Below are 15,067 nucleotides of genomic sequence, written 5' to 3' on the forward strand. Positions count from 1 at the left end.
GCCTGTCGGGGTGCGCGGAAGCGTGGAGGTGTCATGAGGATCGGTGTTCTTGCGTGGGATCACGGCGAGGAGGACGACGACTCGCCGGTCATCGCCGAGCTGGGCCGCGAGCGCGGTCACGACACCTCGCTGTTCACCGTCGAGGAGATCGACGTCGCGGCCGCCCCGGGCGGCGGCCCGGAGGTCATGTTCAACGGTGAGCTGGGGCGCTCCTTCGACGCGGTCATCTCGCGGGCGCAACTGCACGGCGACTGGCGCGACCGGGTGGAGCGGCTGATGCTCGCCAGCAGCATCCCCGGTGTGACGATGTTCGACCCGGTCGAGGTGTGGCAGGCGGCGTACAGCAAGTTCCGGATGATGCAGGTGCTCGCCGACGCCGGCCTGCCCGTGCCACCCACCCGGGCCTGCCGGGTGCCCGCCGACGTCGAGGCGGCGAGCCGGGAGTGGGGCACCGTCGTGGTGAAACCGTCGTACGGACGCGCCGGCATCGACGTGGAGCGGATCACCAACGTCGCCGACGACCTGCCGCTGATCGAGAAGCTGCTGGCCCGCTACGGGGTCCTGGTGTGCCAGCCCTACTACCCCACCCAGTACGGCGAGTACCGGCTGACCGTCTCGGGCGACACGATGCCGATGAACATGGTCAAGTATCCGGCCGTCGGGCAGTGGAAGACCCGGACGCTGCTCGGGGCGAGCTTCGAGCGGGTGGACATCCCGCCGGAGCTGGCGGACATCTCGATCCGGGCGACCCGGGCGATGGGGATCACGCTGTCCGGCTTGGACATCCTGCCCACCGAGGACGGCTACGTGATCCTCGAGTGCAACGCCATCCCCGGCAACCTCAACATCCTCGGAAAGGAGTCCCAGCGGCTCGCCTTCGAGGCCATGTACGAGTGGGTGGAGGCCCGTACCCCCTGCTGAACTGCCCCGCGCGACGGACGGAGTGTCGATGCAGCATGCCCTGGCCGACTACGACCTGACCGAGCACGGCCCGGGCGAGCAGTTCGCCCGCGCGGTGCTCGCCGCCGAGGGTGGCGACGTCGACGTACCGATCGCCGCGTCCCTGCCCACCCTGTTTCCGCTGGCCAAGCACCGGCCCCGCTACACGGTGCGGCACCTGCTCAAGAGCGCGACGGTGACCGAGGAGCCGGTCAGCTACGTCAGCGAGGCCCCGACGCCGGGCACCCCGGAGATCGCCGGCACCAGCTACCAGGCCAGTCCGGAGGCGACCTTCGTGCCCCGGTTGGTCGAGACGAAGCTGACCGAGGTGACCGCCGCGGTGGCCGTGCCGCCGGAGCTGTTGCGCGACCCGACGCTGCTGGCCGGGTTCGTGGACTACCGGGTGCTGGTGCGGCTGGGGACCATCGAGAACGAGGTGCTGCTGCACGGCAGCGCCGACGGGGTGATCCCTTCTCTGATCGGCCTGCCGGGAGCCCGGCGGAGGGCCGCGCCAGGGGAGCTGACCGCCGAGGTGATCACCGCCGCCGGCGAGGTCGAGGAGATGGGCGGGTCGTGCGACGCGATCGTCGCCCACCCCAACCGCTACTGGGACCTGCTGGGCAGCGGGATGCTGGCCCGGCTCGGCGAGGTCGGCATCCGGGTCAGCCGGACCAGGATGATCGCGCCGGACCAGGTGCTGCTGGGCGACTTCCGGGCGGCGGTCACGCTGCTGGAGTCCGGCACGTCGCAGCTCACCCTGCGCCGGGGCGTCGGCCCGGACGGCTCCGACGTGATCAGCGCGGGCCTGCGACTCGGCCTGGCCGTGCACCTGCCGCAGCACTTCCTGCTGCTGGACCTGCGGTGAAGGTGGTCTACCTGACCGGCTGGAACCGCAGCGGCTCGACGGTGCTGGGCAACCTGCTCGGTGAGCTGCCCGGGGTCGTGCACGTCGGTGAGCTGTACTACCTGTGGCGCAACGGCGTCCTGGGCACCGGCACCAACACGTCCTGCGGCTGCGGCGAGACGCTCACCGGGTGTCCGCTGTGGAGCGGGGTCATCGCCCGCGTCGCCGGACCCGACCCGGCCGGCGAGGCCCGGCGGGTCGTACGCGAGCAGCGGCGTCACGTCCGGGTCCGGCACACCGGTGTACGGCTGGCCGAGGTCGCGGGGCGGCGGCCCAGGCCGGCCGGGGTGACCGAGGTGGCCCGCCGCATGGTCGACACGTACCGGGCGGTGGCCGAGGAGACCGACGCCGAGGTGATCGTCGACGGCTCGAAGTACCCCGCCGAGGCGGCCGTGCTGCTCGGCGACGCCGGGCTGGACCTGCGGGTGCTGCACCTGGTCCGCGACCCGCGCGCGGTCGCCCACTCGTTCGCCCGACCCAAGCAGTACCTACCGCGGATGAGCGCGGCCCGCAGCACCGGCATGTGGACCGCGATAAACGTGGCCTCGGACCGGATCGGCCGCGCCGCCGGGGAGCGTTACCTGCGGCTGCGCTACGAGGATTTCGCCGCCGCGCCGCGCGACGTGCTGAGCCGGGTGCTGCGCTGGGCCGACCTGCCCGGTGAGCCGCCCGTCGGGCCGGACGGGCGGGCCGTGCTGGGTGTCAACCACACGGTGACCGGCAACCCGGACCGGCTGCGTCGGGGGCCGACGACGATCCGACCCGACCTGGCGTGGCGGGAGGCGTTGCCGGCGCGCGCCGCGGCGGTCGCCACCACGCTCGCCGTCCCGGTGCTGCGCCGGTACGGCTATCCGTTACGACCCTGAGGGAGTGGTTGGGTATGGATCTCGGCATCGCGGGACGGGTGGCGCTGGTCGCCGGCGCCAGCAGCGGCCTCGGCCGGGCCACGGCCCGTGCGCTCGCGGCCGAGGGCTGCGCCCTGTCGCTGGGGGCGCGCAACCCCGGGCGGCTCGCCGAGGCAGCGCAGGAGCTGCGTGACGCCGGCGCTCCGGACGTGCTGACCCGAGCGGTGGACATCACCGACGAGCAGGGGGTGGCCAGCTGGGTCGCCGACACCGTGGCGCACTTCGGCGCGCTGCACATCGTGGTCGCCAACGGCGGTGAGGTGCCGGGAGGCCCGGTCGACAGCTTCGGGCTGGACGCGTACCGGCAGGCGCTGGACGCCGCGTTCCTGCCGCACGTCGGCCTCACGCTGGCGGCCCTGCCGCACCTGCGCGCGGCCGGCTGGGGCCGGGTCCTCATCGTCGCCTCGGAGACGGTCCGCCAGCCGATCCCGGAGTACGGGCTGTCCGCCGCGGCCCGGCCGGGCCTGCTGGGTTTCACCCGGGCCCTCGTGCAGGCGCTCGGGCCGGGCGACATCACGGTCAACGTGCTCGCGCCCGGCTACCACGACACCGAGGGCGTACGCGCCGACTACGGCTCAGCGGCCGACGCCCGGCTCGCGGAGATCGGCGCGGGCATCCCGCTGGGCCGGGTGGGTCGGGCCGGGGACTTCGGCGCGGTGGCCGCCTTCCTGGCCAGCGAGGCCGCCTCGTTCATCACCGGCACCTGTCTGCTGGTCGACGGCGGGCGGACCCGCGGCCTCGGCTGACCCGTCCGGGGCGTACGCGTCCATGGCGTGCAACGACCGGCCGCGCAGCGCCACGGCCACCAGCAGCAGGTACGCGCCACCGAACGCGGCCAGGGTGGACACCAGCCCGACCGCGCCGACGGACCAACCGGCGAGCAGCACGCTCAGCGGCGCCCCGCTGAGCGCGACGGCGCTGCCCAGCCCGAAGACCCGACCCCGGGCCTCCTCCGGCACGTGTTCGAGGGTGACGGTGGTGAGCAGTGGGTTGAGCGGGCCGGCGGCCAGGCCCAGCAGCAGGCAGATGCCGATCATCACGGCCGGTGGCGGGGTGGTCGCCATGGACAGCCGCAGCGTGCCGATGACCACGAAGCAGCCCAACATGGTGCGTCGCCTGCTGGCCAGCAGGCGGCGGCTGGCCGGGGCGTACAGGAAGGTGCCGAGCACGGCCCCGCAGCCGGACGCGGCGATCAACCAGCCCAGGTAGCGCCCGTCGCGCAGCACGTCGTGCGCGTAGACGGGCAGCAGCACCGGGGTGAACGCGGCGTCCAGCAGGTTGGTGACGAACACGAAGGCGGTCATCGCGGCGATCACCGGCATCCGTCGTACCAGTGTCGCGCCCTCGAGAAGTTGCCGCGCGAAGCTGGCGCGGCCGGTCGTCGGCGCGGCGGCCAGGGCGGGCACGCCGACGGCGACCAGCACGGCGGCGAGCAGCAGGCCGGCCGCGTCGACGTAGAGCCCGACAGCCGCGCCGAGGGCGGCGACCAGCAGCGCGGCGAGCGGTGCGCCGACCACCAGGCCGAGGCGGGGCGCGGCCTGGTACCACGAGTTCGCGGTCTCCAGGCGTACGCCGGCCGCGCCGGCCACCGGGCGGATCAGGCTCACCCGGGCCGCGTTCGCCGGCGTGGCGACCAGGCTGCGGGCGAACAGCAGCGCCAGCAGGGCGGGCAGCGGCAGCCCGACGGTGGCGTCCAGCACCGGCACCGAGGCGGTGAGCAGCCCGGCGAGCGCGTCGGAGAGCACGCTGACGCGTCGGCCGCCGAGCCGGTCGATCCACACGCCGCCGACCGCGCCCGCGAAGATCAACGGAAGGGTGCCGGCGAAGCCGGCGAGGCCGGTCGCCGCCGCGCTGTCCGTACGCGCCAGCACGTACAGCGGCACGGTGACGATGGTGATCGCGTTGCCGAAGGACGACAGGTAGTGCGCGCTCAGCAGCGCCACCAGGCTCCGGCGTTCGCCCCCACCGCTCATCGCAGCGCCGTCACCGCCCGGTCCACCACGGCGGCGGCGGTCACCCCGGCGCGGTCCAGCAGGTACCGCTGGTCGCCGGCGACGGCCACGAACCCGTCCGGTACCGCCACCCGCAGCACCCGGACGGGCCGTCGTTCGGTCAGCGCCTCCGCGACGGCGGCGCCCAGCCCGCCGCTGGGCCAGTGCTCCTCCACCGTGACCACCACCGGCCGTCCCGTCGCCAGGACCGCGGCGTCGAGCGCCTGGACGTCGAGCGGACGGACGGTGTGCACGTTGAGCACCGTCGCTCCCACCCCGCGCCGGGCCAGCTCGTCGGCGGCGTCCAGCGCGGCGAGCACCGGGTACGGCCCGCAGGCGGCCAGCACCACGTCACCTCCGGTGCGCAACGTCTGCACCCGGCCCAACCGCACCGCCGGCGCGTCCGGGCCTCCGGCGGCGGCGAGGGCGGCCGTCACGTCCGGCGTCGGGGCGCGGCCGAGCCGCAGGTAGACCGGACCGGGCAGGTCCAGCGACTGCCGGAACAACCGGGCGCAGGCGTCGGCGTCGGCCGGCACCACCACCGTCATGTTCGGCAGCGTACGCATGATCGCCACGTCTTCGAGGGCGTGGTGGGTCGGCCCGAGGTGGCCGGCGGCCAGCCCGCCGTGGGTCGCCACGATCCGCACCGGCAGGTCGTTGAGGGCGATGTCCACCTTCACCGCTTCGAGCGCACGCGTGCTGGCGAAGGTGGCCATCGTGTTGACCAGCGGAATGCGCCCGCTGCGGGCCAGACCGGCGGCGACGCCCATCAGGTTCTGCTCGGCGATGCCGAGGTTGACGTAGCGGTCGGCCGCCGGCCCGAAGTCCACGCCGCTGAACAGCCCGGTGTCGCTGTCCAGGCAGACCAGCCGGGCGTCCGTGGCCATCAGCTCGACGAGCAGGTCCCGGTAGACGTCCCGCCCCGCACGCGGCCCGGCCGCCGTGCTCACCGGACCCCCCGGCGTACGGCCCGCAGTGCCCGTGCCCGTTGGGCCTCCCCGAGCCGGGCGAAGTGACTACGCACCTGTCCCTCCACGTAGGGCAGTCCCCGGCCCTTGACGGTCCGGGCGATGACGGCCACCGGTCGGCCCGAGCCGGGCGAGGTCAGCGCCTCCCGCAGTGCGGCAGGATCGTGCCCGTCCACCTCGCGGACCGTCCACCCGAACGCCCGCCACCGGTCCGCCAGCGGCTCGAGCGCGATCACGTCCTCGGTGACGCTGCCCAGTTGCAGTCCGTTGCGGTCGATGACGGCGGTCAGCCGGTCGAGTCCGAGGCTGCTGGCCGCCATGGCCGCCTCCCAGACCGAGCCCTCCTGCAACTCCCCGTCACCGAGGACGACCACGCAGCGCCGGTCACTGCCGTCGAGGCGGGCGGCGAGCGCGTGCCCGACCCCGAGCGCCAGCCCGTGCCCGAGCGACCCGCTGGGCATCTCCACGCCGGGCACCTCCCGGTGCGGGTGGGCCAGGAACGGTCCGCCCGGCGCGGCGTACCCGTCGAGCCACTCCACCGGGAAGTAGCCCCGGGTGGCGAGCACCGCGTACAGCGCGATCCCACCATGGCCCTTGCTGAGCAGCAGCACGTCCCGCTCCGGAGCCTCCGGCCGGGTCGGGTCGACCCGCAGCACCTCGTGGTACAGGGTCACCAGGATCTCCACCAGCGACATCGACCCGCCCAGGTGGCCACCGTCCGAGCTGGCGCACATCCGCACGATCAACTCCCGTACGCGTACCGCGACCGCCGCCAGCTCGGCGGCGACCGGTTGGTCGGGCAGCTCGGTCGGGTCGGCCGGTTCGGCCACCGCGAGCGGCTCCCGGGACGTCACGTCAGGCCCCACTCGGGGCGAGACGGAAACCGTTGACCCGGTCGGTGGCCGGCGCCGGCGCGGGGACGTCCAGCTCGCGCAGCGCGTGTCGCAGGACGGCGATCCCGCGCAGGTAGTCGGCCAGCACGATGTGCTCGTCGTCGGAATGGTCCAAACTGCTGTCCCCGGGGCCGTAGGTGGCCATCGGGACGTCCCACTGCTCGGCGAGCACGTTCATGTCCGACGTGCCGGTTTTCACCTTCAGGGCGGGCCGGGCCCGCTGGGCGCGGATACCCGCCGAGAGCGCCCGGACCACCGGGTTGCGGTGATCGGCGCGGCAGGCGGCGACGCGGTTGACCACGGTCAGATCCCCATCCGGCGTGCGCTGCCGCAGCTCACGCAACAGCCCGTCCACGTCGTACCCCGGTGGGGTGCGGACGCTCAGCTCCGCCTCCGCCCGGACCTGGTCGGCCCGCAGCGAGACGAGGGTCGCACCGGGACGGTCGAACGAGCCGTTGCCGCTGTCCGGACCGAGCAGTTCCAGGAGCGTCGTCCAGCAGCGCACCGCCAGCTCGGACGCCTTGGCGACGGGGTTGCTGGGGTGGGTGGCCGGCACCGACACCCGGTAACGCAGGTCGAGTTTGCCCTTGTAGCCGAGCGTGATCGTCGACCAGCCGCTCGGTTCGCCCACCACCACCGCGTCGGGCCGGGGCAACCGCCGTCGGATCTCCCGCGAGCCACGCGAGGCGATCTCCTCCTCCACCGCGCCCACCACCACGATCCGTCCACCGAAGTCCGCCGCGGCGGCGGCGCACACCATGGCCGCGAGCGGCCCCTTGGCGTCCACCGCGCCGCGGCCGTAGAGCCGGCCGTCCTGGGCGCGGACGACCGGCCCGCCGGGCACCGTGTCCAGGTGGCCGATCAGCAACACCACCGGGCCGTCGCCCCGGCCGATCTCGCCGACCACGTTGCCGACCTGGTCGACGTACGCCGCGAAGCCGAGCTGCGCCATGGCGTCCACCAGGGATCGGGCGAGTGCCGCCTCGTGGTACGACGGCGAGGGCGTCTCGACCATGCGGCGCAGCAGTCCGGCCGCGAAGGTGTCGGTGACGGCGCCCGGTCGCGTCTGCGGCGTGCCGGGCTCCGGGGCGTCCTCAGGCATCTTCGCTCCTCACGGTGATCTCGGTGGCGGCGCCGGCCAGCGCCGCTCGGACCGGGTGGGTGCGCCGGCCGTCGGCGACGAGCACCCGGGCGACCCCGCCGAACAACGCCTCGCGGGCGGCGACGAGTTTCATCGCCATCCCTCGGCCGACACCGGGGGGCACGCCTGTCGTCGGCACGGCACAGCGGTCCAGCACCGACCCTTCGTCCCCCGGGTCGGCGAGTACCCCGGGCGCTCCGGTGAGCAGGACCAGCGTGCGGGCGTCCAGCGCGGCGGCGAGGGCGGCGGCGGCACGGTCGGCGTCCACGTTGACCGGTCGGCCGTCCTCGCCGAGCGCCGGCGGCGACACCACCGGCACCGCGCCGGCCGCGAGCAGCGTCCGGACCAGTTCGGCGCGTACGCCGACCAACCGGCCGCCGTGGTTGTCGCGCAGCACCATCCGACGGCCGTCGACGACCGCCCGGTGTACGACGGCACGCCGGGCCCGCAGCAGGCCGCCGTCCAGTCCGGTCAGGCCGACCGCGTCGACGCCGGCGCGGGCCAGCGCGGTGACCAGTCGGGGCTTGACCGCGCCGGCGAGGGCGAGCACGACGACCTCCAGGGTGGCCGGGTCGGTGTAGCGGGTGTCCATCCCGTCGCCGCTGACCATCCGCCGCTGCGGTACGCCCAACCGGTCGCCGAGCGCGGCGATGTCGGCGGACCCGCCGTGCACCAGCACCACCCGATGCCCGGCGCGGACCAGCTCGGCGACGTCGGCGCAGACCGCTGCCGCGTCCACCCCGGCGGTGCCGCCGCACTTGACCACCGTCACCTCGACCGGTGGGGCCGTCGGGGCGTTCACGCCGGATGCAGGCCGGGGAATTCCAGCCCCAGCCGCTCGGGCCAGCCGTAGCGGACGTTGAGGCACTGCACCGCGTTGCCGGCGCCCCCCTTGACGAGGTTGTCCAGCGCCGCGACGAGAAGCGCCCAGCCGCCGTCGGGGTCGACGGCGAACCCGACGTCGCAGAAGTTCGAGCCGGCCAGGATCTTCGGCTCCGGCAACCGGTACGTGCCACGCCGCCCCGCGACCACCCGCACGAACGGCTCGTCGCGGTAGTAGCGGCGGTACACGGCCCGGGTGGCGACCTCGTCGACACCGTCGGCGAGCGGCACCCGGCACAGCACCTGCACACCCCGGACCGCCTCCACCCCGGTCGCGGTCATCCGCGCCGGTACGCCCACCGCCTGGGCGATCTCCGCCTGGTGCCGGTGCGCGGTCGGGGCGAAGACCCGCATGGCGCCGCTGCGCTCAGCGTGCACGTTCGCCGCCGACGGAGTGCTACCGGAGCCGCTGGAGCCGGTCCGCCCGTCGACCGTCACCTCCCCCGCGCCCAGCAGGCCGGCGTCGGCGAGCGGGTGCAGGGCGAGGATCGCGGCGGTCGCCATGCAGCCCGGCACGCTGATCCGGTCGGCGTCGCGGAGCTGCTTGCGGTGCAGCTCGGGCAGCCCGGTGACGAACTCGGCGAGCAGGTCGGGCGCGGCGTGCGGGCCGCCGTAGTACGCGGCGAACACGGCGGGGTCGCGCAGCCGGAAGTCCGCCGACAGGTCGACCACCGTGTCGGCCAGGTCGAGCAGGCCGCGCATCGCGCCCATCGCCAGTCCGTGCTCGGTGGCCAGCAGCAGCACGTCGTGCCGGCCCAGGTCCTCCGGGGCGGTGAAGGTCAGCTCCGTCAGGCCGCGCAGGTTGGGGTGGGTGGAGCTGACCCGCCGGCCGGCGAGCCGGCGGGAGGTGACGGTGGTCAGCTCCACCCTCGGGTGCCCGAGCAGCAGGCGGACCAGCTCACCGCCGATGTAACCGGCCCCACCCACGACCGCCGCGCGGACCGGCCCGGCCACGGCGGTCACGCGAGCCTCGCCAGGACGTGGTCGACGATCCGACCGGCGACGTCGACGGCACCGTCGTACGCCTGCTCGAAGCCGGCGAACTCCACCCCGGAGTTGACCTCCAGGACGTACAGCCGACCGGTCTCGTCCTCGACCAGGTCGACGCCGGCGAGGTCCGCGCCGACCGCGGCGGCGGCCGTGGTGGCCAGCTCGACGATCCGGTCGGTGAGCGTGCACCGCTCGGTCCGGGCGCCACGGGCCACATTGGTACGCCAGTCGGCGCTGTAGCGGTACACCGCCCCGAGCGCCTCACCGCCGACCACCACGACCCGGATGTCCCGGTCGGGTTTGCGGACGTACTCCTGCACGTACACGATGTGCGCCTGCGGCCCGGGCAGCGCGGCGACGTACTCCAGAACCGTGCGGGCGAGGTCCGGGTCCGGCACCGTCGTGACCAGCCGGCCCCACGACCCGACCAGCGGCTTGACGACGGCCGGGTAGCCGATCGCGGCCAGCGCGGAGAGCGCCGCGTCGGGTGTGGCGGCGAGGGCGGTACGCGGGGTGGGCAGGCCGGCCGCCCGCAACGCGATGGACGTGTGCCACTTGTCGGCGCAGGTTTCGATGGCCGAGGCGGAGTTGACGCCGATCACGCCCAGTCGCTCCAGGGCTCGGGCGGCGTAGCCGGCGCGGATCTGGCCGATCTCCCGGTTGAGCACCAGCCGCCACTCGGGCGTGCCGCCGTCCAGCGGCCACCAGGCCGTCCGGGTGTCGACGTGGGCCACCGCGACGTTGCGGCGTTCCAGCGCCTCCAGGATCCGCTTGTCGTCGACCCGCAACCGGGACGTGAGCACCGCAACCGAGGCGGGTTCACTCACCCCAGTCCTCTTCGACCTCGGGCGCCGGCGCGAGCGTCACCGGCTGGACCGTGACGACCTCCAGCTCGACCTGGCACTCTCCACACTCGACCAGTTCGCTGAGCCGTGGTGGCTGGGCGAACGTCACGTCGGCGGCGCACTCGGGGCAGGGGGCGATGGTCTGTTCCTGGACTGTCACGGGAGGCTTCCGTTCCTTCGTGGGGGCCGGGTCCGCTCCGACCATAGGAATCCCACCGCCGGTCTCGCGTCCGCGCGCCGTCGACACCCGGTCAACGCCACGATGACCCCGGGACGACGGCGTGACACGGCTGTCGCAGCCGCGTTGGACCGAGTAACATCGCGATCATCGATGTGTTGAATTCACCGGCGGCAGTACGTAAGGCGGGGGAATGTCAATCCGGGTTCTTGTCTGCGACGAATTGCCAATTGTCAGAGATGGCCTCCGTACGCTGCTGGGCAGCGAGCCCGACGTCTCCGTGGTGGACACCTCGGACAGCGGCAACCACGCGATAATGTTGGCTCGCACGCATCGGGTCGATGTCATCGTGACGGGCCTGAAATTGCGCGGCATTTCCGCCGTCAATCTCATTCACAAAATCAACGCCGAGAAATTGAGCCCGCGACCCCGTTTCGTGGTGTTCGCCACCGACGACAGCGACGACCTCGTCAGCAGCGTCTTCCAGGCGGGTGTCAACGGAATCCTGATGCCGGACGCGACCTGGGAGGAGGTCGCCGCCGCGGTCCGCGCCGCCGCCGCCGGTCAGACCACCCTCGCTCCCCGGATCGCCGACCGGCTGGTCGACTGGTTCCGGCGTCGGCAGCCGTACCCGGAGGAGGTCTTCCAACCGGCGGTGTCCACCCTGACCCCACGGGAACGGCAGGTGCTGCTGCTGATGGCCGACGGAAAATCGACCGAGGAGGTCGCCAACGAGTTGTCCATCGGCCTGACCACCGTACGCACCCACGTCTACCGACTCCGGTGCAAACTCAACGTCAAGGACCGGGCCCAGTTGGTGTCCTTCGCCTACCGGGCCGGCCTCATGCAGCCCGCCTGACCCGCTGCGGCGAGCGTCAGCAGCCTCGTCGTTCCCGTTGCGTCCGGGTGGCACACTGCCGCCGTGACGACGACCCGGACGGCGCCGGCGCCGAAGGTGCACGCGTGGCAACGCGCGCTGGTGGTGGCCGGACTGGTGACCGCCGTGGCTCTGCTCGGCTGGTCGTACCTGACGAAGGGCGACACCATCGTCTTCCGGTTCCAGTGGATCCCGGTCGCGCTGACGGCGGTGCCGCTGCTCTTCGCGCGACGGCGACAGTTCACGTACGCCTGCGTCGCGGCAGGGGGCCTACTGCTCGTCGTGGCCTGCGGGCCCGTGCCGGCCGGGATCCTGCCGGCGTTGCTGGTCCTGCTGGCGACCACCGCCGACCCCCGGTGGTCGCCGTGGCGGGCCCGGCTGTCGATGCTCGTCGGCGCGGCGCTGGTGGTCGTCCCGGTCGTGACGTCGACCGGTGCCGTGCACGACGCGCTGACGTCCCCACAGGTGGGCTTCGTCGTCCACCGGGAAGCGGGTTCCGGGTTCACCGACCTCGTCGAGCGGGGAGACCTCAGCGTGCGCGGCGTGCAGACCAACCGCGCCGAGGGCGGCGAGGGTCCGATCAGCTTCGTCGAGTTCGAGCCCGGTCTGTCGGCCGACGGACAGGACCAGCTCCGCCGTCGACTGGCACAGGCGCCCGGGGTGACGAGGGTCTGCCCGTGGTATCGGAACAACCACCTGCGTTCCGCCTGCTGACCGCGCCGGATCAGCCTCGGGCCGGCTCGTCGCGCAGGCTCAGCGCCGTGGCGAGCCGACCTTCCAGGGTCGCGCGTTCCAGGTCGACGCCGGCCTCGTCGGCGACCACGGTGAGCGCCGCGATCACCCGCGAGTGCGCCGCCAGGAGCGGGACGACCCGGGGCCGCAACGGTCCGTCGGCGTAGACCGCCCCGCCCGGCTCGAACAACTCGGCCGTCCGGCCGTCGACCACGTCACGGACGATGACCATCCCGTCGCCGCTCTTGGTGACCTGGAGCAGACGGGTGCCCTGCGACAGGCGGGCGATCGCCCAGGTCCGGTTCGCGATCGGCGCGCGGTCCTCGAAGCAGAAAACCCCGCCCCCGTACGCGCCGAGGCGCAGCAACGCCCCGGGCGCGCTGATCGGATGGGCCTGCTCGGCCTCGGCCAGCGTCAACTCCCGCACCACGTCGGCGCCGAGCTGCGCGGCGACGGTCGCCGGCGTTCGACCCCGGACGAGGGTGAGACAGAAGCCCGGGTACCGGTCCTGCCCCGCCCACGCCCACTGCCGCACGTTCACGCCGTGACTGTATCGACGGCGCGGGCGTGTCCTGGCCGCGCGACGAGCGCGGCTACTGTCGAGCCATGTCGCTGCGTCCCGACGAGGTCGAGGTGTTCGAGCGCTCCCGGCCCCGGCTGGAGGCGATCGCCTACCGGCTGCTGGGCTCGGCCGGCGACGCCGAGGACGCGGTCCAGGACACGTTCCTGCGCTGGCAGGCCGCCGATCGGGAGCGCGTCGAGACGCCCGAGGCATGGCTGACGAGGGTGCTCACCAACCTGTGCCTCAACCAGCTCACCTCGGCGCGCGCCCGGCGGGAGACGTACGTGGGCACCTGGCTGCCCGAGCCCGTCCTCGCCGGAGACCGGATGCTCGGCCCGGTCGACACCGTCGAGCAGCGCGAGTCGGTCTCGATGGCGGTGCTCACCCTCATGGAGCGGCTGTCGCCCAACGAGCGCGCGGTGTACGTGCTGCGTGAGGCGTTCGGCTACTCGCACGGCGAGATCGCCGAGATCCTCGACCTCACCGAGTCGAACTGCCAGCAGATCTACCGGCGCGCCAAGCAGCACGTAGCCGCCGGCCGGGCGCGCGCCGTCGTGGATGACGCCGCCGCACGGAAGATCGTCACCGAGTTCCTCACGGCGGCCAACAGCGGCCAGATCCAGCGGCTGGTGGAGTTGTTGACCGGGGACGTGACGAGCGTCGGTGACGGCGGCGGCAAGATCCCGGCCCGTACGACGCCGGTCGTCGGCGCGCTGGCGGTGGCGAAGTTCCTGCGTGGGCTCTTCCGGCCCAGCGACGTCAAGCGGAACCTGGTGGGCGGCAGCAGCCCCGCCCTCTACGCCGAGGTCGTCAACGGCGGTCCCGCGGTCGTCGTCGTGACCGGCGAGCAGGTCGTCGGCGTCATGGCGCTGGAGGTGACGCCCGAGGGCGTCGCGGCGATCCGCGTGCAGGTCAACCCCGACAAGCTCGAACGCGTCACCCGCCAGTGGTCCGTCACCCCACACTCCGAGCCGCTCCTGCACGTCTGGTGACCCAGGTCATAGCCGCCCGCTGTCAGCAACGGCGTCGCCGCCCGGTTCAGGTAGCGACCATCGCCGAGACAGGAGCGCCGCCATGAAGCACCGCATCGTCGTCCTCGGAGCCGGCTACGCCGGAGCGATCGCCGCCGGCCGCCTCGCCCGCCGGCTGCACCCCGACGACATCGAGATCACCGTCGTCAACGCCGAGGCCGACTTCGTCGAGCGGGTACGCATGCACCAGCTCGCCACCGGCCAGGACCTCCCGCGCCGCGAGCTGAGCCGGGTGTACGCGGGCACCGGCGTGCGGGTCCGCCTCGCCCGGGTCACCGCCGTCGACGTCGACCGCCGCACCGTCGCGCTGACCGACGAGCACGGCAACGACGAGATCGCGTACGACACGCTCGTCTACGCCCTCGGCAGCACGGCGGCCGAGCACGGCGTCCCCGGCGTCGCCGAACACGCGTACGACATCGCCGGCCGACCGTCGGCGCTGCGGCTGCGTGACCGCCTCGCCCGCCTCGCGGCCGGCCAGACCGTGCTCGTGGTCGGCGGAGGTCTCACCGGCCTCGAGGCGGTCACCGAGATCGCCGAGGCCCGGCCCGACCTCGACGTCGCGATCGCCGCCCGAAGCGGCCTCGGCGACTGGCTCAACGACAAGGCGCGCCAGCACCTGCGGGACGTCGCGGACCGGCTCGGCATCACCGTCCACGAGCACACCGACGTCGTCCGGGTGGAGCCGGCCGGCGTGGTCACCGCCGCCGGTTCAACGATCCCGGCCACGGTGACCGTGTGGACGGCCGGCTTCGCCGTCCACCCCATCGCCGCCGCCACCGGTCTGACCGTCGCGGCAACCGGCCAGATCGTCGTCGACGACACCATGCGGTCGGTCTCGCACCCGGACGTGTACGCCGTCGGCGACGCCGGACTCGCCGCCGGTCCGGGCGGCAAGCCGCTGCGGATGTCCTGCGCCTCGGGCACCCCGATGGCCTGGCAGGCGGCCGACGCCATCGCCGCGCGCCTGACCGGTCGGACGAAGATGCCGAACGCGCCACTGCGCTACTTCAACCAGTGCATCAGCCTCGGCCGCCGCGACGGCATCATCCAGTACGTGACCGCCGACGACCGGGCCAAGCCGTCCCAGCTCACGGGCAGGCTGGCGGCGCGCTACAAGGAGGTCGTCTGCAAGGGCGCGGCCTGGGGCGTCTCCCACCCCATCCCGTACCCGGTTCGCCGCCACCGCGTCACGGCGACGCGGACGGAGAACGTCGCGAGGGTGTGAC

At 73.6% G+C, this 15,067-nt stretch carries 16 protein-coding genes and 1 pseudogene; 8 read left to right on the forward strand and 9 right to left on the reverse strand.

Going from position 1 to position 15,067, the window contains the following annotated elements; genetic code table 11:
• Positions 1-33 precede the first annotated feature (33 nt).
• The 4 genes from ACTFTM_RS24850 to ACTFTM_RS24865 are packed head-to-tail and all read left to right on the forward strand — an operon-like array spanning position 34 to position 3,494.
• A complete protein-coding gene (locus tag ACTFTM_RS24850) occupies positions 34-921 on the forward strand; it encodes an ATP-grasp domain-containing protein (protein WP_355246291.1) in 888 nt (295 codons plus the stop codon).
• 28 nt (positions 922-949) lie between these two features.
• Complete coding sequence (locus tag ACTFTM_RS24855) at positions 950-1,804, forward strand: family 3 encapsulin nanocompartment shell protein (RefSeq protein ID WP_449562861.1); 855 nt, start codon at positions 950-952, stop codon at positions 1,802-1,804.
• Positions 1,801-2,709: a sulfotransferase gene (locus tag ACTFTM_RS24860; protein WP_449562862.1), complete on the forward strand. Its 909-nt coding sequence runs from the start codon at positions 1,801-1,803 to the stop codon at positions 2,707-2,709. Before ACTFTM_RS24855 ends, ACTFTM_RS24860 begins: the two co-directional genes overlap by 4 nt.
• 14 nt (positions 2,710-2,723) lie before the next feature.
• Positions 2,724-3,494, forward strand: coding sequence for an SDR family NAD(P)-dependent oxidoreductase (locus ACTFTM_RS24865; RefSeq protein WP_449562863.1), 771 nt, complete (start codon positions 2,724-2,726; stop codon positions 3,492-3,494).
• Between the two features lie 48 nt (positions 3,495-3,542).
• Here ACTFTM_RS24865 and ACTFTM_RS24870 read toward each other — a convergent pair.
• The 8 genes and pseudogenes from ACTFTM_RS24870 to lysW form a co-directional block, all read right to left on the reverse strand.
• Positions 3,543-4,721: pseudogene (locus ACTFTM_RS24870) on the reverse strand (MFS transporter); the annotation flags it as partial.
• Positions 4,718-5,689: a transketolase family protein gene (locus ACTFTM_RS24875; protein ID WP_449562864.1), complete on the reverse strand. Its 972-nt coding sequence runs from the start codon at positions 5,687-5,689 to the stop codon at positions 4,718-4,720. The pseudogene ACTFTM_RS24870 and the gene ACTFTM_RS24875, both read right to left, overlap by 4 nt.
• Positions 5,686-6,561, reverse strand: coding sequence for a transketolase (locus tag ACTFTM_RS24880; protein WP_449562865.1), 876 nt, complete (start codon positions 6,559-6,561; stop codon positions 5,686-5,688). Before ACTFTM_RS24880 ends, ACTFTM_RS24875 begins: the two co-directional genes overlap by 4 nt.
• Position 6,562: 1 nt before the next feature.
• Positions 6,563-7,702: a [LysW]-lysine hydrolase gene (locus ACTFTM_RS24885; protein ID WP_449562866.1), complete on the reverse strand. Its 1,140-nt coding sequence runs from the start codon at positions 7,700-7,702 to the stop codon at positions 6,563-6,565.
• Positions 7,695-8,543, reverse strand: a complete 849-nt coding sequence (locus tag ACTFTM_RS24890) for a [LysW]-aminoadipate kinase (protein WP_449562867.1) — start codon at positions 8,541-8,543, stop codon at positions 7,695-7,697. The genes ACTFTM_RS24885 and ACTFTM_RS24890 overlap by 8 nt, the downstream gene beginning before the upstream one ends.
• A complete protein-coding gene (gene argC, locus ACTFTM_RS24895) occupies positions 8,540-9,586 on the reverse strand; it encodes an N-acetyl-gamma-glutamyl-phosphate reductase (RefSeq protein ID WP_449562868.1) in 1,047 nt (348 codons plus the stop codon). Before argC ends, ACTFTM_RS24890 begins: the two co-directional genes overlap by 4 nt.
• Positions 9,583-10,440 carry a RimK family alpha-L-glutamate ligase gene (locus tag ACTFTM_RS24900; protein ID WP_449562869.1) on the reverse strand — a complete coding sequence of 286 codons (858 nt, stop codon included), beginning with the start codon at positions 10,438-10,440 and terminating at the stop codon, positions 9,583-9,585. The genes argC and ACTFTM_RS24900 overlap by 4 nt, the downstream gene beginning before the upstream one ends.
• On the reverse strand, positions 10,433-10,618 hold the full coding sequence (lysW, locus tag ACTFTM_RS24905) for a lysine biosynthesis protein LysW (protein ID WP_355246263.1): 186 nt from the start codon (positions 10,616-10,618) through the stop codon (positions 10,433-10,435). The genes ACTFTM_RS24900 and lysW overlap by 8 nt, the downstream gene beginning before the upstream one ends.
• A gap of 211 nt (positions 10,619-10,829) precedes the next feature.
• Here lysW and ACTFTM_RS24910 point away from each other — a divergent pair, with 211 nt between their 5' ends.
• Together ACTFTM_RS24910 and ACTFTM_RS24915 are read left to right on the forward strand one after the other, a co-directional pair.
• Positions 10,830-11,495, forward strand: coding sequence for a LuxR C-terminal-related transcriptional regulator (locus ACTFTM_RS24910; RefSeq protein ID WP_449562870.1), 666 nt, complete (start codon positions 10,830-10,832; stop codon positions 11,493-11,495).
• Between the two features lie 63 nt (positions 11,496-11,558).
• Positions 11,559-12,227 (forward strand): hypothetical protein, encoded by a 669-nt coding sequence (locus ACTFTM_RS24915; protein ID WP_449562871.1) that lies wholly within the window; start codon positions 11,559-11,561, stop codon positions 12,225-12,227.
• Between the two features lie 10 nt (positions 12,228-12,237).
• Here the strand turns inward: ACTFTM_RS24915 and ACTFTM_RS24920 are convergent, their stop codons facing one another.
• Positions 12,238-12,786 (reverse strand): DUF6461 domain-containing protein, encoded by a 549-nt coding sequence (locus ACTFTM_RS24920; RefSeq protein WP_449562872.1) that lies wholly within the window; start codon positions 12,784-12,786, stop codon positions 12,238-12,240.
• A 65-nt stretch (positions 12,787-12,851) separates the two neighbouring features.
• Here ACTFTM_RS24920 and ACTFTM_RS24925 point away from each other — a divergent pair, with 65 nt between their 5' ends.
• Positions 12,852-13,799, forward strand: coding sequence for an RNA polymerase sigma-70 factor (locus ACTFTM_RS24925; protein WP_449562873.1), 948 nt, complete (start codon positions 12,852-12,854; stop codon positions 13,797-13,799).
• A gap of 82 nt (positions 13,800-13,881) precedes the next feature.
• A complete protein-coding gene (locus tag ACTFTM_RS24930; RefSeq protein WP_449562874.1) occupies positions 13,882-15,066 on the forward strand; it encodes an NAD(P)/FAD-dependent oxidoreductase in 1,185 nt (394 codons plus the stop codon).
• Position 15,067 lies beyond the last annotated feature (1 nt).

The sequence above is a fragment of the Micromonospora sp. RB23 genome (genome assembly GCF_053585025.1).